Origin of the sequence: Methylobacterium sp. WL7, assembly GCF_008040085.1 — a bacterium.
GTDB lineage: Bacteria > Pseudomonadota > Alphaproteobacteria > Rhizobiales > Beijerinckiaceae > Methylobacterium > Methylobacterium mesophilicum.
In genome coordinates this window covers 1-18,110 of record NZ_VRVG01000021.1, presented here as the reverse complement: position 1 = coordinate 18,110, position 18,110 = coordinate 1, and the positions used below count along the sequence as shown (strand labels likewise).

At 68.1% G+C, this 18,110-nt stretch carries 23 protein-coding genes and 1 tRNA gene; 12 read left to right on the top strand and 12 right to left on the bottom strand.

Translation table 11 applies throughout. From position 1 onward, the window contains the following. Positions 1-255: 255 nt before the first annotated feature. Positions 256-486 (top strand): hypothetical protein, encoded by a 231-nt coding sequence (locus FV233_RS08330; RefSeq protein ID WP_147853872.1) that lies wholly within the window; start codon positions 256-258, stop codon positions 484-486. A 53-nt stretch (positions 487-539) separates the two neighbouring features. On the opposite strand, the gene FV233_RS08325 is transcribed toward FV233_RS08330, so the two are convergent. Further along, positions 540-938 carry a BrnA antitoxin family protein gene (locus FV233_RS08325; RefSeq protein WP_147853873.1) on the bottom strand — a complete coding sequence of 133 codons (399 nt, stop codon included), beginning with the start codon at positions 936-938 and terminating at the stop codon, positions 540-542. Beyond that, positions 925-1,200: a BrnT family toxin gene (locus FV233_RS08320; RefSeq protein WP_147853874.1), complete on the bottom strand. Its 276-nt coding sequence runs from the start codon at positions 1,198-1,200 to the stop codon at positions 925-927. Before FV233_RS08320 ends, FV233_RS08325 begins: the two co-directional genes overlap by 14 nt. Before the next feature lie 214 nt (positions 1,201-1,414). Here FV233_RS08320 and FV233_RS08315 point away from each other — a divergent pair, with 214 nt between their 5' ends. Beyond that, positions 1,415-2,113: a ribonuclease activity regulator RraA gene (locus FV233_RS08315; RefSeq protein ID WP_147853875.1), complete on the top strand. Its 699-nt coding sequence runs from the start codon at positions 1,415-1,417 to the stop codon at positions 2,111-2,113. A 57-nt stretch (positions 2,114-2,170) separates the two neighbouring features. On the opposite strand, the gene FV233_RS08310 is transcribed toward FV233_RS08315, so the two are convergent. Next, positions 2,171-3,193, bottom strand: a complete 1,023-nt coding sequence (locus tag FV233_RS08310) for an NADP-dependent oxidoreductase (RefSeq protein WP_147853876.1) — start codon at positions 3,191-3,193, stop codon at positions 2,171-2,173. Between the two features lie 157 nt (positions 3,194-3,350). On the opposite strand from FV233_RS08310, the gene FV233_RS08305 reads away from it, so the two are divergent. Then, on the top strand, positions 3,351-3,974 hold the full coding sequence (locus tag FV233_RS08305) for a TetR/AcrR family transcriptional regulator (protein ID WP_238262378.1): 624 nt from the start codon (positions 3,351-3,353) through the stop codon (positions 3,972-3,974). Positions 3,975-4,158: 184 nt separating this feature from the next. On the opposite strand, the gene FV233_RS08300 is transcribed toward FV233_RS08305, so the two are convergent. Further along, positions 4,159-4,932, bottom strand: a complete 774-nt coding sequence (locus FV233_RS08300) for an SDR family oxidoreductase (protein WP_147897212.1) — start codon at positions 4,930-4,932, stop codon at positions 4,159-4,161. Positions 4,933-5,122: 190 nt separating this feature from the next. On the opposite strand from FV233_RS08300, the gene FV233_RS08295 reads away from it, so the two are divergent. Next, positions 5,123-5,542, top strand: coding sequence for a flagellar biosynthesis repressor FlbT (locus FV233_RS08295; protein ID WP_147897211.1), 420 nt, complete (start codon positions 5,123-5,125; stop codon positions 5,540-5,542). A gap of 30 nt (positions 5,543-5,572) precedes the next feature. On the opposite strand, the gene flaF is transcribed toward FV233_RS08295, so the two are convergent. Beyond that, the gene (flaF, locus tag FV233_RS08290; RefSeq protein ID WP_147856647.1) at positions 5,573-5,944 is read right to left on the bottom strand and encodes a flagellar biosynthesis regulator FlaF; all 372 of its coding nucleotides are present in this window, start codon (positions 5,942-5,944) and stop codon (positions 5,573-5,575) included. Between the two features lie 168 nt (positions 5,945-6,112). On the opposite strand from flaF, the gene FV233_RS08285 reads away from it, so the two are divergent. After that, on the top strand, positions 6,113-6,355 hold the full coding sequence (locus tag FV233_RS08285) for a hypothetical protein (RefSeq protein WP_147856648.1): 243 nt from the start codon (positions 6,113-6,115) through the stop codon (positions 6,353-6,355). A 356-nt stretch (positions 6,356-6,711) separates the two neighbouring features. Here the strand turns inward: FV233_RS08285 and FV233_RS08280 are convergent, their stop codons facing one another. Together FV233_RS08280 and FV233_RS08275 are read right to left on the bottom strand one after the other, a co-directional pair. After that, complete coding sequence (locus FV233_RS08280; RefSeq protein ID WP_147897210.1) at positions 6,712-7,959, bottom strand: nucleoside transporter C-terminal domain-containing protein; 1,248 nt, start codon at positions 7,957-7,959, stop codon at positions 6,712-6,714. A 57-nt stretch (positions 7,960-8,016) separates the two neighbouring features. After that, the gene (locus tag FV233_RS08275; protein WP_147897209.1) at positions 8,017-8,655 is read right to left on the bottom strand and encodes a TetR/AcrR family transcriptional regulator; all 639 of its coding nucleotides are present in this window, start codon (positions 8,653-8,655) and stop codon (positions 8,017-8,019) included. Positions 8,656-8,760: 105 nt separating this feature from the next. Here FV233_RS08275 and FV233_RS08270 point away from each other — a divergent pair, with 105 nt between their 5' ends. Genes FV233_RS08270 through FV233_RS08260 form a run of 3 tightly spaced genes read left to right on the top strand, consistent with a single transcriptional unit; the run spans position 8,761 to position 11,778 of the window. Continuing rightward, positions 8,761-9,612: an SDR family NAD(P)-dependent oxidoreductase gene (locus tag FV233_RS08270; protein ID WP_147897208.1), complete on the top strand. Its 852-nt coding sequence runs from the start codon at positions 8,761-8,763 to the stop codon at positions 9,610-9,612. A gap of 1 nt (position 9,613) precedes the next feature. After that, positions 9,614-10,309 carry an alpha/beta hydrolase fold domain-containing protein gene (locus FV233_RS08265; protein ID WP_147897207.1) on the top strand — a complete coding sequence of 232 codons (696 nt, stop codon included), beginning with the start codon at positions 9,614-9,616 and terminating at the stop codon, positions 10,307-10,309. Continuing rightward, on the top strand, positions 10,306-11,778 hold the full coding sequence (locus tag FV233_RS08260; protein WP_147897206.1) for an NAD(P)/FAD-dependent oxidoreductase: 1,473 nt from the start codon (positions 10,306-10,308) through the stop codon (positions 11,776-11,778). Before FV233_RS08265 ends, FV233_RS08260 begins: the two co-directional genes overlap by 4 nt. Before the next feature lie 13 nt (positions 11,779-11,791). Here FV233_RS08260 and FV233_RS08255 read toward each other — a convergent pair whose 3' ends face one another. Continuing rightward, entirely contained in the window at positions 11,792-13,855 is a 2,064-nt protein-coding gene (locus tag FV233_RS08255) for an EAL domain-containing protein (protein ID WP_147897205.1), read from the bottom strand. A 176-nt stretch (positions 13,856-14,031) separates the two neighbouring features. On the opposite strand from FV233_RS08255, the gene FV233_RS08250 reads away from it, so the two are divergent. Both FV233_RS08250 and FV233_RS08245 read left to right on the top strand, forming a co-directional pair. Further along, a complete protein-coding gene (locus FV233_RS08250) occupies positions 14,032-15,099 on the top strand; it encodes a spore photoproduct lyase family protein (protein ID WP_147856012.1) in 1,068 nt (355 codons plus the stop codon). A gap of 51 nt (positions 15,100-15,150) precedes the next feature. Then, positions 15,151-15,609 carry a nucleoside deaminase gene (locus FV233_RS08245; protein ID WP_147897204.1) on the top strand — a complete coding sequence of 153 codons (459 nt, stop codon included), beginning with the start codon at positions 15,151-15,153 and terminating at the stop codon, positions 15,607-15,609. 31 nt (positions 15,610-15,640) lie between these two features. Here the strand turns inward: FV233_RS08245 and FV233_RS08240 are convergent, their stop codons facing one another. Further along, positions 15,641-15,952: an ETC complex I subunit gene (locus FV233_RS08240; RefSeq protein ID WP_058191156.1), complete on the bottom strand. Its 312-nt coding sequence runs from the start codon at positions 15,950-15,952 to the stop codon at positions 15,641-15,643. A gap of 26 nt (positions 15,953-15,978) precedes the next feature. Then, positions 15,979-16,055 (bottom strand) — tRNA-Pro (locus tag FV233_RS08235). A gap of 296 nt (positions 16,056-16,351) precedes the next feature. Here FV233_RS08235 and FV233_RS08230 point away from each other — a divergent pair. Both FV233_RS08230 and FV233_RS08225 read left to right on the top strand, forming a co-directional pair. Beyond that, complete coding sequence (locus tag FV233_RS08230; RefSeq protein WP_147897203.1) at positions 16,352-16,588, top strand: hypothetical protein; 237 nt, start codon at positions 16,352-16,354, stop codon at positions 16,586-16,588. Between the two features lie 19 nt (positions 16,589-16,607). Further along, positions 16,608-16,913: a hypothetical protein gene (locus tag FV233_RS08225; protein WP_147897202.1), complete on the top strand. Its 306-nt coding sequence runs from the start codon at positions 16,608-16,610 to the stop codon at positions 16,911-16,913. A 187-nt stretch (positions 16,914-17,100) separates the two neighbouring features. On the opposite strand, the gene FV233_RS08220 is transcribed toward FV233_RS08225, so the two are convergent. Next, positions 17,101-17,499 carry a hypothetical protein gene (locus tag FV233_RS08220; RefSeq protein WP_147897201.1) on the bottom strand — a complete coding sequence of 133 codons (399 nt, stop codon included), beginning with the start codon at positions 17,497-17,499 and terminating at the stop codon, positions 17,101-17,103. Positions 17,500-17,501: 2 nt separating this feature from the next. Then, positions 17,502-18,110 (bottom strand): TOPRIM nucleotidyl transferase/hydrolase domain-containing protein (locus tag FV233_RS30215; RefSeq protein ID WP_210249478.1); only part of this gene is annotated, 609 nt, incomplete at its 5' end.

Below are 18,110 nucleotides of genomic sequence, written 5' to 3'. Positions count from 1 at the left end.
TAGTCCGCCGACCTTGAATGCGAGCCCGTCCCGGGGTCCTTTGGGGGGGTCGCTCCGGCTGCGTTCCAAGCCGAACGACGTGTGGGCCGAGCCGCGTTCGCTTACGGGTTCGGCCCGCTTTCCGGCCCCCTCCGCCCGTTGGATCGCCGGCGTTCGGCCGCCACGGCATGGCCCGAGCCGTCCACCACAAATTGCGGAACGCTCAAGCTGGAGCCGCCGTTACTCGGGACCGAAATCGAAAACCGGAGTTTTCGTATGCGCCAGATGTTCCTCGCCACCGCCGCCCTGCTCAGCCTTGGCGCCGCCGCCCAAGCCCAGACCACCGTGATCGAGCGCGACCGTCCCGCCGTGGTGGTCGATCGTCCGGCCTCCGAGTCGAAGTCCGTCACCGTTCACGATCACGGTGACGGCTGCGTCACCAAGACGGTGCGCAAGGAGGACGAGATGGGTGATTCCAAGACCGTGAAGAAGGAGACCTGCGACTGAGGCAGGCCCCGCCCCCGGACGGTTCTCCGTCCGGGCTTCCGCTGTGAGCGTCGTCACCGAGAGGTCCGGCGCTTCGGCGATGGCGCGGATCGTTCCCGCCGGTTGTCCTCACGGTTTGTGCGTTTCACCCCGGCTACCTCGGTCTCAGGCCGTAGCCCGGCCGCCAAAGCCTTGTTCATACGCGTCTGCCAGCCGGGGCCCCGGGCTTTGTATGCGGCCAGCACATCCGGCGGTACACGCAGCGAGACGGGGACGGCCTTCGCCGCGTCCTTGGGCCGTCCGGTGTGCTTCAGGAAGGTCTCCGCCATCTCAGGCGGCATCCCGTGTGGACCGGAACGGGCTGAAGCCAATTCGGCCTCGGTCAAAGGGGGATTATCGGAGACCTCATCCCAATCGGCCTGGGTGTACGCTTCGGTCGGGGTGTAACCCGGCGCATTCTCAGCCTTCGGCATAGCGGGCTTTCTCCTTCGCGTTAGCCAGCCGCACGCTGACGACATCGATCGCCTCGGAGCCAAGTGGGGAGACGATGGCGACTACGACGGTCTGGCCGTGCCAACTGCCGATCAGCTTGAACCGTTTGCGCCCAGTGCGGCTGGACTTGGTCATGATGGTCAGAAAGCGGTCGAAACTGAACGCCATCTCGAACTCGGCGAGATCGATGCCGTGCTTGGCGATGTTCGCCTGCCGCTTGGGCTGACCGTAAGTGAAACGCACGCTGTCAGTATATACAGAAACCGCGATTCAGGCCAGTGGTTCCGTCGATACGATCGACCTTCGCGGAGGGGTGATACGCCCTGCGCACGTGACCGTCATTTCTGTAGGCGTCCGACACTGCGGATGCTGGATGGACGACATTGGGTGCGATGGCATCTAGGATGCGGGAAGATTGGCTCGCGTGAGAGCCGCACCAGCCGGGAAGGATATGCGGATGTCGAGCGACGCTCAGGTCGTCGAGGTGCTCTCGAAGGTCACCACCGCCACGATCACCACGATCCTGCTGAAGAAGGGTCTTCGCAACATCTGGCTGCGGGGCACCCGTCCGCTGCGGCCCGGCCAGCCCCGGATCGTCGGCCGGGCCTTCACGTTGCGGTTCGTCCCGGCCCGCGAGGATCTCGCCACGCCGGAATCCTGGTCGTCGCCGATCTCGACCCGGGCGGCGATCGAGGCGATGCCGGAGGGCTGCATCGCGGTGGTGGACGCGCTGGGCGTGACCGATGCCGGCATCTTCGGCGACATCCTGTGCGCCCGGATGGCCAAGAAGGGCGTGGCTGCCCTGGTCACCGATGGTGTGGTGCGCGACGTCGCGGGCGTCCTGGGGACCGGATTGCCGGTCTGGTGCCAGGGCGCGGCGGCTCCGCCCTCCGTGGCCGGCCTGACTTTCGTGGCCTGGCAGCAGCCGATCGCCTGCGGCGGCGTCGCCGTGTTCCCCGACGACCTGATCGTGGTGGATGAGGACGGCGCCGTGCTGATTCCGGCCGCGCTCATCGAGACGGTGATGGAACTCGCCCCCGAGCAGGAGCGCTTCGAGGGTTGGCTCATGGAGGAGGTCGGCAAGGGCGCCGCGCTTCCGGGCCTCTATCCGCCGAACGCCGAGAACAAGGCACGCTACGAGGCCAGCAAGGGCTGACCCACCGCGCCTTCCCCGCCGAAGCGTCGGCGGGGATGCCCCGTGACGGGCGCGCGGTCAAAGCGCCACCAGGACGACGCCCCTGAGCCGGCCTTCGCAGGCGTCGTGCAAGGCGCGGGGCGCCTGCTCCAGCCCGGTCACCGTCGTGCCGGCAAAATGGAGACCGGCGTCGCGCTGCCAGGCGATCCAGGCCGGGAATGCCGCGGCGCTGTCGCGATCGGCACTGTAGCCGCGCAGGGTGACGTCCCTGAGGATCAGCTGGAACGAGTCGAGCTCCACCGGCGCGACGATGATGGCGCCCGCAGCGTTCAGCTCGGCGGTCAGCGCGCCGAGCAGGACGAACCGCGCACCGTCGCGCGCGGCCTCTGCTGCAGCTGCCAGCTGTTCGCCGCCGACCATGTCGACGAACACGTCCACGCCGTCCGGAGCGGCCGCCTTCAACTGATCCACGATCGGGCCTGCGCCGCGCAGGATCACCGCGTCATAGCCGAGCTCGTCCGTCATCCATTCCGCTTTGCCCTGAGTGCTGGTGCTGCCGATCACCCGCGTCGCGCCGAGCTTGCGGGCGATCTGTCCGGCCATCGATCCGATCGCACCCGCCCCGCTCGACACGAACACCGTATCGCCCGGGCGTACCGTGACGCCCCGGGTCAGGGCCGCGTAGGCCGTCCAGCCATGGCCGAGATAAGCCGCCGGCTCGATCGGGGCCGGACCGAGCGCGACGCACCGTCCGGCATCGACGACCGCGTAATCCCGCCACCCCAGGGGATGCGAGACATACGCGCCAACCGCGAACCCGCTCCCGGGCGGGCTGGTGACGACCTGGCCGATCGCGCCGTCCGCCAGCGCGTCGCCGGGCTTCAACGCTGGAAACGGAATGCCTTCGACCGCCTGCGCATCCGGGTTGGCCATGAGCCGGGTCGAAATGGAGATCCGGAACCAGCGATTGCGGACCACGAGATCGTTCGGGCCGATGTCCGGCAAGGCCGTTTCGACGATCGCCAGGTCGCCGGGCTGGATCATCCCGTCGGGGTACGTCCGCAGCCGGACCTCGCGGCACCGTTCGATTGTCCTGTCCATGGCACGTCCCCGGGGCGCGATCCGCGTCCGCCGGGCCCACGCGTCCCGGGCGGCGTCGCGCCATCCATCTAATAAATGACTGGCGGTCAGTCAATTGAAGCGCTGCTCTCATCCGGCGGCGCCCCTTCCCATCCCTGCGATAACCCGTCAGGCAGACGTGAGCGCCCCCCTTCCCGAGACCGCTTCCGTGCCGACCAAGACCAAGCCCAGGACCAGACCGCCGGAAGAGCGGCGCGAGGACCTCATGAACGCGGCCGAGCGCCTGTTCATCGACCAGGGTTTCGCGTCCACCACCGTCGAGCAGATCACGACCCGGGCAGGCATGGCGAAGGGCAGTTTCTACCTGCACTTCGCCTCCAAGGAGGCCGTGGCGGGCGGTCTGCGCCAACGGTTCGTCGACACCTTGCTCCAAGCCATCGAGGCGGAGGTCGAACGCCGGGCCGACGGGGATTGGACCGGCCGGCTGGCCGCTTGGGTCACGGCCTGCCGCCGGGGATACGCTACATCGGTGCGCCTGCACGAGATCGTGTTCACCGATGTGCCGCCGCCGAGCCAGGACGGCCTGACCGACAACATCCTGATCGATCATCTCGCGGGATTGCTCGGCGATGGCAGCGACGCGAAAGCCTGGGCGATCGCGGATGCGCGCTTCACGGCTGCGTTCCTGTTCAACGCGCTCCACGGTGTCGTCCTGGGCGCTGCCAGGACCGGGCGGGCGGACGCGATCGCGTCCCAGGTGGTGGATCATTGCTTCCGGGTCGTCGGCATTGCACCCGCCTGATCGTCCGTCTGCAGATTCGGCGCGCTATCGGCTCCGTCTGCGATCGCCACCCATCAACGAGACCAGTCAGCCAACGCCGTCCCGGGAGGAGCTGTCCCGTTCGGACGTTTCAACCCTATCCTGATCCGCCGGGGCTCGGTGAACGTTAGCTTGGCAGCCCAAGATGGCCGCTTCTTCAAAAGCCTCAGCGCCAGCCGGCGTCGATGAAGTAATTGTGCCCCGTGCACATCCGGGCGTCGTCCGAGGCGAGGAACAGCACCAGGGCGGCGACGTCGGAGGGTTGGATCCGGCCGTCCAGGCACTGCGACGCGACGATCTCGGCCTCGCCCTCCGGGGTGTACCAGCGCTCCTGGCGGGGTGTCTGGACGTTGCCGGGCACGATCGCCGAGACCCGGATGCCGTCGCGACCGAGATCCCGGGCCAGCGCCCGGGTCATCCCCTCGATGGCGGCCTTCGCGGTCTGGTAGAGCGGCATGTCCTTGAGGCCGAGGTGCCAGCTGATCGAGCCGAAGTTCAGGATCACGCCGCCGCCCGCCCGGCGCATCGCCGGCACGGCGGCCTGCGCCGCGAAGAACAGGTGACGCAGGTTCACCGCCATTCGGTCGTCCCAGTAGGCGGGCGTCACGTCCACGATCGTGTGGCGGTCGTCGTTGCCGGCGTTGTTGACCAGCACGTCGAGGCCGCCGAATTCCGTTTCCACCTCCGCCACCAGGGAGCGGACGGCCTCGACATCGCTGAGGTCGCAGCGGCGGTAGACCGGCGGGTGCGCGGCCCCGTGGGCGAGCCGCGCCACCAGGGCGTGTGCCGGCTCATCGGCTATGTCGCAGAACGCGACGCGGGCGCCCTGGGCGACGAAGGCTTCGACCAGACCTTCACCGATTCCCGAGGCGCCGCCCGTCACGAGCACGCGTTTCCCGCGCAGGGACGGATAGAGGGCGCGCGTCGTGGAAGAGGTCATCGGCAATTCTCCGAAGGCTGAGGCGCCGCATCGTCGCGAGCGACGCGAAAGGACTTCGAAGAATCGACGTTCCGCGCCGCGCGACAATCCTGTCCGGATCATCGGCCGCGTCAACGGCGGTCGGCCGCCATTGTCCAAACGTTAACGCATTCCGAATCAGATCGGCGCGTCTTCTAGAAAGGAACACGCGATGCCCCTGCGCCTGGAACTGAAACCGCTCGAGAGGTTGATCATCAACGGCGCGCTGATTCGCAACGGCGACCGGCGCTCGACCTTCCTGATCGAGACGCAGTGCAAGTTCCTGCGCGAGAGCGAGATCATCACGGAGAGCGAGGCCGACACGGCCTGCAAGCAGATCCACCTGACCCTGACGGTGATCTACCTGGCGGACGACCCGGCCGCGAGCATCGACCTGTTCTTCCGACAGGCCGGGGAGCTGATCCGGCTGGCGCCGGCGGCGGCGCCGCAGGTCGCCGCCATCGCGGAGGCGGTCGAGGCGGGTTCGTTCTACCCGGCGATCAAGCTGGGCCGGAAGCTCGTCGAGTGGGAGGGCGCGGCGTTGGCCCAGGCCGCGACGGTCGAGCGGCCTGCGCCCGACACCGCCGCCTGAGCGCGCCCGTTTCCGGAGCGGAGCCCGCCTTCAGCGCGGGTTGCCCTGGAGGCCGGCGGCGATCTCGTTGTTGATCCCCACGAGGGTGGCGATCTTCTCCGGGGTCGGCTCGATCATCGTGTCGACGCAGCTGCGCAGCACGAACACGCCCAGGTTGCCGATGCCCCGCTTGATATCGGCCGGCAGCGGGTTCTCGTCGGCGGTCGCCTCGGTGGCCAGGATGGTCCAGACGCGCTGGTTGAACGACAGGGCCTCGTTGAGGCGCTTGGTGTCCCCGTCGGCGATCCCCTGGCTGGCGCCGATCAGCTGCTGGGCCGCCTTGAGCAGGACTGCGGATTCGGCTTCGCGCGGTGTCAGCGCGGACCGGGATGTCCGGGCATAGGCGTTGGCGGCGTAGTTCATAGGCGGTCCAGCCCCGTCATCGCACCTGCCACACCGGCGGGCTTGCGTGCAGCTGTCGCAGATCAAGTGTTAAGGCCGCGTGAGCAACAGGTCCGCCATGTTCCCGCCGGGTTGGACAGTGACCAGAGACTGTGGCCCCACCAAGCCGGTCACCGGATCGCGTCAGAGATGCTGAATTTCTTCCTCGGAACCGTCGCCGGCGGCCTGATCGCCGCCGTGCTCACCATCGCGGCGGCCCGTCAGCCGGAGGTCCAGGCGCGCCTCGGCCTGAAGCCGGCCCCCGTCGTCGCGACCCTGGCGGCGGTGGCCAAACCGCGCGAGCCCGATTGCGCCAAACCGGCCGAGGGGCCGACGGTCGGGACCCGGGACATGCTGTTCAACCGGCAGAGGTTCTGGTCGGTGGCGCCGTAGGCTGGAAACCAATTATCGTTTTCACGCAGGCGGTTACAGATCATTATGACCGTGCTCGCCGCGTGCGGAAACAGATCGATCAGCCACCTGGTGGATGTGTCGATTGATGTCGCGACAATCATGTTTTTGATCTATATATTCGTATTGAACGCACATTTATATATGTGAAAATCAATTCTGCGATGACTTGATCAATAAATCTGCGAATTAAATTGTAATTATTTATTTTCTAGCGATCATTTATGCGCAGATATGCTCATGAATAGCCGTTTCGTCAGTCGTTAAGCATGAGATGAGACGGTAAAATTCCGTCCACAGAATCGATGCACGACGCCGTCATCATTCGTCTTCTGTCCTCACCCCACGAACAACCCGGCGATCGCCGCGCTCGTCAAGTTCGCCAGAGTCCCGGCGAGGATCGCCCGCAATCCGTAGCGGGCGACTTCGGCGCGCCGCTCCGGGACGAGGCTGGAGAAGCTCGCGAGCTGGATCGCGATCGAGGCGAGGTTGGCGAATCCGCACAGGGCGAAGCAGACGATCGCCTGGGAGCGCGGGTCGAGGGTGCCGGCGCCGAGGGTCGGCGACAGGGTGGCGTAGGCCAGGAACTCGTTGAAGGCGATCTTCTGGCCGATCGCGCCGCCTACGAGCGACGCGTGTTCCCAGGGCACCCCGAGCAGCCAGGCCAGCGGGGCGAGCGCCCAGCCGAGCACGCCCTCGATCGACGCCCCCGAATAGCCGGCGAGGCCGCCGACATAGCCGACGATCCCGTTCGCCAGGGCGATCAGGCCGACGAAGGCGATCAGCATGGCGCCCACCGAGACCGCGACGACGAGGCCCTTCTGGGTGCCGTCCGCCGCCGCCTCGATGACGTTGGCAGCCCGGGACTCGCCGAACTCCACCCGGGTGGTGGCGATCCGGGTCGGCTCGGTCGAGGGCATCAGGATCTTGGCGTAGAGCAGGCCGCCCGGGATCGCCATCACGGAGGCCGCGAGCAGGTAGGTCATCGGCACGCCGAGTGCCGCGTAGCCGGCCAGGATCGACCCCGCCGTCGAGGACGCGCCGCTCGACATCACGGCGAACAATTCGGCGCCCGTCAGCAGCGGCAGGAACGGGCGCAGCGCCACCGCGATCTCGCTCTGGCCGATCGCGATGGTGATCACCGCCGAGAACGATTCGATCGGCGAGGTGCCGAGGATCCGCCGCAGCCCGGCGCCGAGGCCGCGCGCCAGGGCCTGCATCACGCCGAGATGGTACAGCACTCCGATCAGGGCCGAGACGTACAGGATCTGCGGCAGCACCCGCAGGGCCAGGATGAAGCCCGACCCGCCGAACAGCTCGAACATCTTCGGCTCCACCAGCCCGCCGAACAGGAACGCCGTGCCGCGGTCGCCGTAGGAGAGCCCCGTCACCACCACGTCGGCGGCGGCCCTCAGCGCGGCCTGCCCGGCGGGCAGGAACAGGATCAGCGCCCCGAGGCCCACCTGCAATGCCAGGGCGCTGAGCACGACCCGGGGCCGGATCGCCCGCCGGTTCGTCGAGAACAGGGCGCCGATGGCCAGGAGCAGCAGGATCGCGAGGCCGGCATGGATCAGTCGGTCGAGCATCGCGTCCTTCGGGTTCGAGCGTGGCCGCGCAGATGGAAGGTTCGGGCCACGGACCTCTCAGCCCTGCCGATCCGTGACCAGGTAGGGGGTGAACAGGTCGCGGACCTGCGCGAAGCCCCAGTCGAGGTCGGCCTGGGACAGCGCGGTGCCGCCCTGGAGCCGGTGGCTCATCCAGTGGCTCGACACGATCCAGGCGTTGTCGATGAGCCGCCCGAGCGCGTCCGGCGCGATCCGCAGACGCCCGGCCCGCACCGCCGCCTCGAACACGGCACGGGCCAGCGCCTGGGTCCGCCCCCGCAGGGCATGGACCCGCGGGCGCAGGGCCGGGGCGATCTCCACCATGGCGATGCCGTCGCGGTAGACGCAGCGATAGCGCCAGATCAGGTCGAACCAACCGCGCTGGTAAGCGAGCAGCGCCTCCGGGGCAGCGGGGTCGGCGGGCAGGCGCCCGGCCACCGCCTCCGCCTCCACCTCGAAGACCGCGAACAGCGCCTCCACGAGGCCGCTCTTGCGCGGGAAATGGTACTGGAGGTTTCCCTCGCGGATGCCGCACGCCGCGGCGATCTCCGCGGTGGTGACCCGGCCGAGACCACGATCGTTGAACAGCGCGAGGCTCTGCGCCAGGATCCTGTCGCGCGTGCCGGCACCCCGGCCGGGACTGGCTTCCTGCACCCTGCTGTCGTGGCCCCGCGCCATCCTGCCCCTCCCGGCCTAGGGTGCTCACCCTAGACAATGCCGGGCGCCGGGGCTATCCCGAACCGCCGATCCCGGCCTACCGGGTGACCCAAAGGGGGGCGCAGCTTGGCCCAGACATTCCGACTCGCCGGCGCGGTCGTGCTCCTCACCGGAGCCGCGAGCGGCATCGGCGCCGCACTGGCGCAGGGTTTGGCTGCCAAGGACTGCAGCCTGCTGCTGGTGGACCGCGACGCGGCGGGCCTCGCCACCGTCGCCGGCAAGGCCCGGGCAACCGGCGCCGCGGTGGAGACTCTGGTCCTCGACCTCGCCGACGCGGAAGCGATCAAAAAACTCCCCGATTGGGCCGCCGACCGGTTCGGCCGGCTCGACGTGCTGATCAACAATGCCGGCGTGGCGCTCGGCGGCCGTTTCGACGAGTCGCATCTCGAAGATTTCGAGTGGCTGATGGACATCAACCTGCGCGCCGTCGTGCGGATGTGCCACGCCTTCCTGCCGATGCTGAAGGCTCGGCCGGCAGCCCAGATCGTCAACCTGTCGAGCCTGTTCGGACTGATCGCCCCGCCGGGCCAGGTCGCCTACGCGACGAGCAAGTTCGGGGTCCGGGGTTTCACCGAAGCCCTGCGGCACGAATATGCCGGCAGCGGGCTCGGGGTGACGGTCGTCCATCCCGGTGGCGTCGCCACCGCCATCGCCCGCAGCGCGCGCGGCACGCGTCCGCCCACCGACCCGGAGGCCGCCGAGCGCGCCCGCGTCGAGGACGAGAAGGCTCGGGAGGCGTTCGGCAAGCTGCTGACGCTCTCGCCGGAGGAGGCTGCGGCCGCGATCATCCAGGGGATCGAGCGGCGCCGCCCCCGCATCCTGATCGGCAAGGACGCGAAGAGCGCCGCGCTGATCCAGCGGCTGATGCCGGTGGGCTACTGGAAGACGATCGTGCGCCTGTCCGGCGGGAAGGTCTGAGATGGCGAGCCTGCGCGCACATATCGGCACCTGGATGGTGCGCACCAAGGTGCGCGGCCCCCTGTCGAAGGCCCGGGACGCCGCCGCGTTCCGCCGGATCTTCGAGGCGCCGGCCTTCGCCGATCCGAAGGGGGTCACCTACGAGCCCGGCACGGTCGGCGGGGTGCGGGGGGAATGGGTCAGGCCGAAATCCGGGTCCGGCCAGCGGATGCTCTATCTTCATGGCGGCGGTTTCATCGCCTGCTCGCCGCGCACCCACCGGCCGGTGACCGGCGCGCTGGCCAACCGCGGGTTCACCATCTTCGTCCCCGAGGACGGCTCGCGGCGCACGAATGCGTGGCGCGACGCGATGTTCGACCCCGGGGCGCTCGCGGTGATCCGCACGATGTATCTCGGCGCCGCAGACCCGGCCGATCCCCGGATCTCGCCGATCAACGCCGACCCGACCGGCTACCCGCCGCTCCTGTTCCACGTGGGCGAGCGCGAGGTCCTGCGCGACGATTCGATCCGCATGGCCGAGAAGGCCCGTGCGGCCGGTGTCGTGACCGAGCTGAAGCTGTTCCCGGTCGTGGCCCATGCCTGGCAGTTCGCCGCCCACATGCTGCCGGAGGCGCGCGCCTCCCTCGACGGGGCCGCCGCCTTCCTGAAGGCGCACGCACCGCCGAATGCCGCCGCGTCCACGGGGGCTTCGCGATGACCGTGCCCGCGTCCACCCCGGAGACCCTCGAAGTCCTGATCGTCGGGGCCGGCTTCTCCGGCCTCGCCATGGCGATCCGCTGCCGGCAGGCCGGGATCGGGCCCCTGCGGGTGATCGAGAAGGCCGCCGACATCGGCGGGACCTGGCGGGAGAACACCTATCCGGGCGCGGCCTGCGACGTGCCCTCGCACCTCTACTCCCTGTCGTTCGCCCCGAAGCCCGACTGGTCGCGGATGTATGCCCCGCAGCCGGAGATCCAGGCCTACCTGCGCGAGACCGCCGAGCGCCACGGGCTGATGCCGCTGATCCAGCTCGGCACCGCGTTCACCGGGGCGACCTGGGACGAGGCCCGGGCCCTCTGGCACGTCGAGACCGATCGCGGGCCGCTGACGGCGCGCGCGATCGTCTCGGCCATGGGCGGCCTGCACCATCCCGCCTATCCCGACCTGCCCGGCCGGGACGCGTTCGCGGGGGCCGCCTTCCACACGGCGTCCTGGGATCATTCCGTCGATCTCGCGGGCAAGCGCGTCGGCGTGATCGGCACCGGGGCCAGCGCGATCCAGGTCGTGCCGGAACTGGCCAAGCGTGCCGCGCACCTCACCCTGTTCCAGCGGACGCCGCCCTGGATCATGCCCAAGCACGACCACGCCATCCCGGAGGCCACCCAGGCGCGCTACCGGCGGCTGCCGTTCCTCCGGCGGCTCGAGCGGGCGCGGCTGTTCTGGCTGCACGAGCTGCGCGCACTCTTCGGCTTCACCAAGGTCTCCAAGCTGACCAAGCAGGCCGAGGGACTGGCCCGCCACCACCTCGCCAAGGCGGTGCCCGACCGGGCGTTGCGGGCGAAGCTGACGCCGAACTACCGCCTCGGCTGCAAGCGCGTGCTGATCTCCGACGCATACTACCCGGCGCTCCAGCGCCCGAACGTCACGCTGGAGACCGGCGACATCGCCCGGATCACGGAAGGCGGCGTGACCACCGCGGACGGCCACGCGCACGCCCTCGACGCGATCGTCTACGCCACGGGCTTCGACGTCACCGGGAGCTTCACCCGGATGAACCTCGTCGGGCGCGATGGATTGCGGCTCACCGATGCCTGGGCGGACGGGATGGGCGCCTACCAGGGCATCACGGTCGCGGGCTTCCCGAACTACTTCATGCTGCTCGGCCCCAATACCGGGCTGGGCCACAACTCGATCATATCCATGATCGAGGTTCAGGCGCGGCACGTCCTCGACTGCCTGGGGGCCCTGCGCAAGGGCGCCCGGGCGATCGAGGTCCGCCCGGAGGCGCAGGCGCGCTTCCTCGACCGGATCCGGACGCGGCTGGCCGACAGCATCTGGCAGACGGGCGGCTGCCGCAGCTGGTACCTCGACGCCGACGGGCGCAACACCACCCTGTGGCCCGATTCGGTGATGGCCTACCGCCGCAGCGCCCGGCGCGCCCGGATGGCGGATTACCGGCTGGGGTGAGGCGGCAGGCCTGTCAGGCCGCCTGAGTCCGGCTGGCGGCGAACAAGGTCGCCTCCAGTTTCTGCACCGGCATCGGCCGCCCGAGATGGTAGCCCTGCAGGAACGGGCAGCCCATCGATTGCAGCATCTGCAGGTCGTCCGGCGACTCGACCCCCTCGGCCACGACCTCCAGCCCGAGCAAGGTGCCGAGGCCGAGCACCGCCAGGACCAGCCCGCGCTTGTCGTCGCAGGTGCTGAGGCCGGTGACGAAGCTGCGGTCGATCTTGATCCGGTCGGCCCGGAGCTGCCGGAGCGAGGACAGGGACGAGTAGCCGATGCCGAAATCGTCGAGCGCCACTCGGATGCCGGCGCGCGAGAGCGCCTGGAGCTTGCCCTGGACCGCGCCGAGATCGAGGGCGGTCTCCTCGGTGATCTCGATCTCCAGGAGTGCGGCCGGCAGGTCGAGGGCGGCCAGGCGCGCGATCACGATCTCGTCCACCGGGATCTGCGCCATCTCCCGGGGCGAGACGTTCATCGCCACCCGGACGGTGCCGAGGCCCCGGGCCCGCAGGATCTCCATCATCCGGCAGACCTGATCGAGGATGAAGCGCAGGAGCGACTCGGTCAGGCCGGCCATGCCGGCGGCGGCGATCAGGTCGGGGGGCGCGATCCAGCCCAGGCGCGGGTGGTGCCAGCGCACCAGCGCCTCGAGCCCGACCAGCGTCCGGGCGTCCAGGGCGTAGATCGGCTGGAACCAGACTTCGAGGGCGCTCTCGACCAGCGCGTGCGACAGGTCGCGTTCCAGCTCGCGCCGCATCTCCAGGCAGTCGCGCAGGCCGGCGTCGAACAGCCGGAAGCGGTTCCGGCCCGCGGCCTTCGAGGCGTACAGCGCCTCGTCGGCGCAGCTGAGCATCGCCATCAGGTCGGGCTCGGGTTGGGCGTGGACGCCGATGCTGACTCCGAGCCGCCCCTCGTCGAAGCCGTCGAACGGCTGGGCGACGGCCGCGATCAGGCCGGCGGCGAGATCGGCGTAGGGCATGCCCGCCGCGACGGGATCGTACAGCACCGCGAACTCGTCCCCGCCCAGCCGCGCGGCGAGTCCGCCCGGCGGCAGGGCGGCGCGCACCCGCCGCGCGACCTCGACCAGCACCCGGTCTCCGGTCTGGTGTCCGTAGACGTCGTTGACCGACTTGAAGCCGTCGAGATCGAGCAGCAGCAGGCAGGCGGTGCCGGCGCCGAACCGGATCCCGACCGTGCCGGTCGAACCGGCATCCGAACGCGTCCCGAGGCGGTCCTCGGCCTGCTGGATGAAGCCGGCCCGGTTGAGCAGGCCGGTGAGGTCGTCGTGGGTCGCGCGCCAGCGCATCTCCTCCACCAGCGCGGTGGCGCTGGCCTGCGCCTCGGCGCGGGAGCGGGCCAGCGCGGTGGCGTCGTTCTTCAGCCGGCTCGCCTCGCGGAACCCCGCCTCGCTCTGGAACGCGGTGCGGGACAAGGCGGCGAGATAGAGCAGCACGCAGGCCGCCAGGCAGCAGCGGTCGAACCCGCCGGCGGCGAACAGGCAAAACGCCACCGACAGCAGCGGCAGTACGATGAAGCTGAACGGGATCCGGGCATAGGCCGTCCCGTGGGTGACGGCCCCCGCGGTGATGCCGCAGGTGATGGTGAGGTAGAACAGGGTCTGCGCCGAGGTGTAGCCCGCGCACAGCAGCGGCTGGAACGCCCAGACCAGCCCCGACAGGAGGGCCGCGGCGGTGCAGGCGCGCAGGTGTCCCTCCACCGAGCGCGAGGCGGCCCCGGCCATGTCCGGCGGCATCTCGGCCGTCAGGGCGAGCCCCGGACAGGGCGCCCGGCACAGTCCGATCCGCACGAGGTTGGCCGCGGTCGAGGCCGCGTACCAGACCATCCCGGCGCGGCCGTTGCCGCCCTGGAACGCCACCAGCACGCTCGCCAGCCCGAGCAGCATGTTGACCGGAATCGCGGTGAGGACGCTGCCGCGCACGGCTTCGAGCTGATCCCGGCGGACCAGCGCGTTCAGCCGTGCCGGATCGCCGGAGACTGCCGTCCCGGGGGCTGCGTCCTCCAGGTCGTGAATCGTCATCGTGCATCCAATCAGAGGCACGCAATAATCAATCAAGAGTCGTAAGAGAGTGTTGAAATTACGCGTCCATGGAATCGACCGCCGCGGACGATTGGGACCGCACGTCGCAAGCCATTCCGGTCCCGCCGCCGCGCGCCATATCGCGGGTCGGGCCGAAGCCGGGCCCCGGACGCAGCATGGCCCTCACCAGCGACCTCCTCGACATCCGGACGATCTACCACGAGCCCACGGTGGGCGATTACCCGATCGGCCGGGAGATCCTGGCGCGCTTCCCCGACGCGGAGCGCATCCCCGTGCCGTCGCACTGGAACATCCCGGCGCTCCACGGCAACGCGGGCTCGGTGGAGGACTGGGTCCGGATCAAGCGCTCGACCCTGGTGCTCGGCGTGAAGAAAGGCCTGACCATGCGGCCGAACGGCCGCAGCGCCCACTTCATCGCGCCCTCGACCTCGAACGGCTGCGCCATGGCCTGCGCCTATTGCTACGTGCCGCGGCGCAAGGGCTTCTCGAACCCGATCTCGCTGTTCGTGAACATCGACCAGGCCTGCGCGGCGATCGCCCGGCACGCAGACCGGCAGGGCCCCCTGCCGGAACCCGACACGATCGACCCGGAATACTGGATCTACGACATCGGCGAGAACGGCGACCTGTCGGTGGACGCGGCGGTGAGCAGCGGCGTCCGCACCTTCGTCGAGCGGTTCCGCACCCTGCCGAACGCCAAGGCGTCCTTCGCCACCAAGGCGGTCAACCGCGATCTCCTGGCCTACGACCCGCAGGGCAAGACGCGGATCCGGTTCTCACTGATGCCCGCGCGGATCGCCAAGATCGTGGACGTGCGCACGACGCCGATCCCCGAGCGGATCGCCGCGATCGACGACTTCGTGGCCGCCGGCTACGAGGTCCACGCCAACTTCTCGCCGGTGATCCTCTACGAGGGTTGGGAGGCCGATTGGCGGGCGCTGTTCGCCGAGATCGATGCCACACTCTCGGACGCCGCCAAGGCGCAGCTCAAGTGCGAGATCATCATGCTGACCCACAATGCGGGGCTGCACGAGGTGAATCTCGGCTGGCACCCCAAGGCGGAGGACCTGCTGTGGCGGCCGGACATCCAGGAGGCGAAGGTCTCGGAGGGCGGCGGCACCAACCTGCGCTACCGGACCGGCTGGAAGGGTCGATGGCTCGCCCGGTTCAAGGCGCTGCTGGCCGAATCCCTGCCGTACTGCACCGTGCGCTACGCGTTCTGAACTCCGGGCCCGGCGGCGCGTTGGCGCGCGGGTTCAGGAAAAGGCGCAGGGATGTCCGAGCACGAGAGCTATATCCGCGAGGCGGTCGCGCTGGCCGAGGCGAACGTTCTGGCCGGCGGTTCTCCGTACGGCGCGGTGATCGTGCGCGACGGCGCCGTGCTGGTCCGGGCCGCCAACACCGTGCACGCCACCAACGACCCGAGCGCGCATGCCGAGATGGTGGCGCTGCGCGAGGCCAGCCAAGTGCTGGCGCGCCGCGACCTCTCCGATTGCGTGATGTACGCGAGCGGGCGCCCCTGCCCGATGTGCCACGCGGCGATGCGGCTCGCAGGCTTCCGCGAAGGCTACTTCGCCTTCTCGGCGGAGGAAGCGGAGGAGCACGGAGCCGGCAGCGCCAGCATCTACGCGGAACTGTGCCGCCCCCTGGACGAACAGCCGATGCGGCTCAGCCAGTTCCGGCCGGCGGGTGAAGCGCCCTACTCGGCCTGGCGGGCGCGCCGCGGATCCTGATCGCCCGCGCCCTCGGGCGCGCTGGGGCGCATCAGTGCGTCCAGGGCGCCGTGCGGTTGAACTTGAAGTTGTCCGAGTAGGACAGGCCCTTGCGGAAGACCGGCTTGGCCGGCTGCTCGACCCGGTAGGCGATGCCCTCGCGCTTGGCGTAGGCCACCGCCTCCTCCTCCGTGTCGAACTCCAGGCGCACCTGCTGCATCATGTCGGCCGATCCGTTCCAGCCCATCAGCGGATCGATCTCGCGCGGGCTGGTCTGGTCGAACTCGAGGATCCACTGCTTCGTGCGGGCCAGGCCCGACTGCGTGGCGTCCCGGGAGGGGCGGAAGATGCGGGCGCTCGGCATCTGAACTCGACAAGCTCCTGATCGAATGGTCGGGGCGATAGGATTCGAACCTACGACCCCCTGGTCCCAAACCAGGTGCGCTACCAGACTGCGCCACACCCCGACTGCCTTTTAAGGCTCGCCAGCACTAACGTTTTCGCTCTCGGGGCGCAACTGCCGGGGCCGCGGCAAAGCGGAACGGAACGGCATCAAACGGCAATGTCGGGACACAGATCCCCGACATATTCCCCGACGCGATTTTTCCGTTCTTCCGCACGATCGCCCGCAGATCGGCATCAAACCTCGACGAGAAAAGTTGAGGGAGGCCGACATTCCGCGTTCGGGATCGCCGCCCGCAACTCGATACCCCTTGTACACCATTGGGCTGGCGCCAGACGCCCGCGTGCGGCAAACTCGGCCATGGCCGCCCAACCGGACACCGACACCAACGCGACAATCCTCGCCGTAGCCGTTGAGAACGCAGAGCTGCGGGCGCAACTCGCAGAGGCGCAAGAGCTCCTCATCGGGCTCGCGGTGGATGGCGGGGAACAGCACGCGCGCATCGAGGCGCTACAGGCTGAACTTGCGCAAGTGCGCGACAATCGCGACACCTCGCGAGCTGAGGCCCTGCGGCAGATGGCGGAAGCCGCAGTGTGACCCGGAGCGCAGCCGCATCATGAGACGCTCGGCCCTCACTCTGACCCTGCCGCTGGCCTGCATGTCGACCTTCACCCACGCCGAGGGTTCAATTGAGCGACAGCCGAACGTTCGTTGGGAGATTGTGCCGGGGCTTACGAGTGCGAACCTGTCGGCGGCTCCCTCTCAACTCGTTGGGTCATCTGGCCTGAGTTGGCCGGACGGCAGGCAGGCTGTTGTCACCTTCTGGAGTGCGAAGACCCGCCGCACAACGATCCGGTGCACCGCCTACTTCGACAAGGACATGCAGCAGACGGGTGAGAAGTGCGAGCGGCCGGCAGAATGATCGAGGCGCTTCAGGTAGAGCTCGCACGGGCGCGAATGGATCGTGACGCTTGGCACTAAGCGGCCCGACAACGCAGCGCAGGAACCGCAGCGGGATCGAGGCAGCCATCATCATGCTCACCGGAGCCGATCGGCGTCGTCAGCATCGTGATCGCCAGCTGCCCGCGGACGATCGGCAGATAGGTCGATTACTGGACCGCCTCACAGACGCCCGTGACCATCATCGATAGGGAGAACACGATGAAGGTGATCGCGGGCTTCTCCGCCCATGCCCGAACCCGGATCAAGTCTGTAGATGCCGAGACAAGGCCCGGTAGCCGTGAAGCGACGAAGTCGTTCGCCGTGCCACCCTTCTGAATGACCGTCCACTTCTCGATCTCGGCTGCCTGCCTTCGAATGGTGCCGCTATCTGTATCGACGAGGAAGCCGGCCCAATGATCGCGCCAGAAATTGTTAGGGTAGCGACCGACAGTCCCGTCATCCTCTACCCTAACGACGTCTTTCGCCGAGCAACGGTAGAGCTCGCCAGCCACCGCCGAGTGGCTAGCGAGCAGGGTTATGGCAAGTGCTGGGATCGGACGGTTCATACTCATAGCATCCCCCGATGGTCAGGATCCTTGAGCCAATCAGCCACCCTGCCGACGAATTTCCAAACGTCTCCATCATATGGCCTCTCGTATGCTTCATCATCGGGGTCAGATCCAAGAGACGCAAACATTTCAAAGAGCCAAGTCGATTTGTTTTTCGAAACATCTGGCCTACTCAGCCATGCTTCGACTTCACCAACACGAACGGTGAACAAGCCATAACGATCAATAGTGTCAAAAAATTCGGTCGCCGCATCAAGTTTGCCGCCTCCGAGAATTCCAACGCCGCCGTTTCTTTTGTAGTTGACATTCGCATCAATTAAATAGTCTCGAACCTGCTTACGATCTGCAATTTTTCCCTGATGAAGTCCCGACGGCAATCCGCAGGCGTCGAGATACTTTTTTGCTACCGTTCCGTCCTCTTTCACCCAATCAATATCTAATATCAACGCAGTTGGAATGCCAATCTTTCGCAAAGGCTTTGCGATCTCCGCGGCTGTGTGCTTTCCGTGCGCATTTAGAAAAATAGAATGGCGGATATGATTTCCTCCGAATTTTTCGAGGCGATTATTAATCTCTTCATAGAAAGCCTTGTCGCTATCTCCTTCAAC

Excerpts from the sequence above, each read along its gene's own strand:
- FV233_RS08330 (WP_147853872.1), top strand. The coding sequence starts at position 256 with ATGCGCCAGATGTTCCTCGCCACCGCCGCCCTGCTCAGCCTTGGCGCC.
- FV233_RS08325 (WP_147853873.1), bottom strand. The coding sequence starts at position 938 with ATGCCGAAGGCTGAGAATGCGCCGGGTTACACCCCGACCGAAGCGTAC.
- FV233_RS08315 (WP_147853875.1), top strand. The coding sequence starts at position 1,415 with ATGTCGAGCGACGCTCAGGTCGTCGAGGTGCTCTCGAAGGTCACCACC.
- FV233_RS08310 (WP_147853876.1), bottom strand. The coding sequence starts at position 3,193 with ATGGACAGGACAATCGAACGGTGCCGCGAGGTCCGGCTGCGGACGTAC.
- FV233_RS08300 (WP_147897212.1), bottom strand. The coding sequence starts at position 4,932 with ATGACCTCTTCCACGACGCGCGCCCTCTATCCGTCCCTGCGCGGGAAA.
- FV233_RS08295 (WP_147897211.1), top strand. The coding sequence starts at position 5,123 with ATGCCCCTGCGCCTGGAACTGAAACCGCTCGAGAGGTTGATCATCAAC.
- flaF (WP_147856647.1), bottom strand. The coding sequence starts at position 5,944 with ATGAACTACGCCGCCAACGCCTATGCCCGGACATCCCGGTCCGCGCTG.
- FV233_RS08285 (WP_147856648.1), top strand. The coding sequence starts at position 6,113 with ATGCTGAATTTCTTCCTCGGAACCGTCGCCGGCGGCCTGATCGCCGCC.
- FV233_RS08280 (WP_147897210.1), bottom strand. The coding sequence starts at position 7,959 with ATGCTCGACCGACTGATCCATGCCGGCCTCGCGATCCTGCTGCTCCTG.
- FV233_RS08275 (WP_147897209.1), bottom strand. The coding sequence starts at position 8,655 with ATGGCGCGGGGCCACGACAGCAGGGTGCAGGAAGCCAGTCCCGGCCGG.
- FV233_RS08265 (WP_147897207.1), top strand. The coding sequence starts at position 9,614 with ATGGCGAGCCTGCGCGCACATATCGGCACCTGGATGGTGCGCACCAAG.
- FV233_RS08260 (WP_147897206.1), top strand. The coding sequence starts at position 10,306 with ATGACCGTGCCCGCGTCCACCCCGGAGACCCTCGAAGTCCTGATCGTC.
- FV233_RS08255 (WP_147897205.1), bottom strand. The coding sequence starts at position 13,855 with ATGACGATTCACGACCTGGAGGACGCAGCCCCCGGGACGGCAGTCTCC.
- FV233_RS08250 (WP_147856012.1), top strand. The coding sequence starts at position 14,032 with ATGGCCCTCACCAGCGACCTCCTCGACATCCGGACGATCTACCACGAG.
- FV233_RS08245 (WP_147897204.1), top strand. The coding sequence starts at position 15,151 with ATGTCCGAGCACGAGAGCTATATCCGCGAGGCGGTCGCGCTGGCCGAG.
- FV233_RS08240 (WP_058191156.1), bottom strand. The coding sequence starts at position 15,952 with ATGCCGAGCGCCCGCATCTTCCGCCCCTCCCGGGACGCCACGCAGTCG.
- FV233_RS08230 (WP_147897203.1), top strand. The coding sequence starts at position 16,352 with ATGGCCGCCCAACCGGACACCGACACCAACGCGACAATCCTCGCCGTA.
- FV233_RS08225 (WP_147897202.1), top strand. The coding sequence starts at position 16,608 with ATGAGACGCTCGGCCCTCACTCTGACCCTGCCGCTGGCCTGCATGTCG.
- FV233_RS08220 (WP_147897201.1), bottom strand. The coding sequence starts at position 17,499 with ATGAACCGTCCGATCCCAGCACTTGCCATAACCCTGCTCGCTAGCCAC.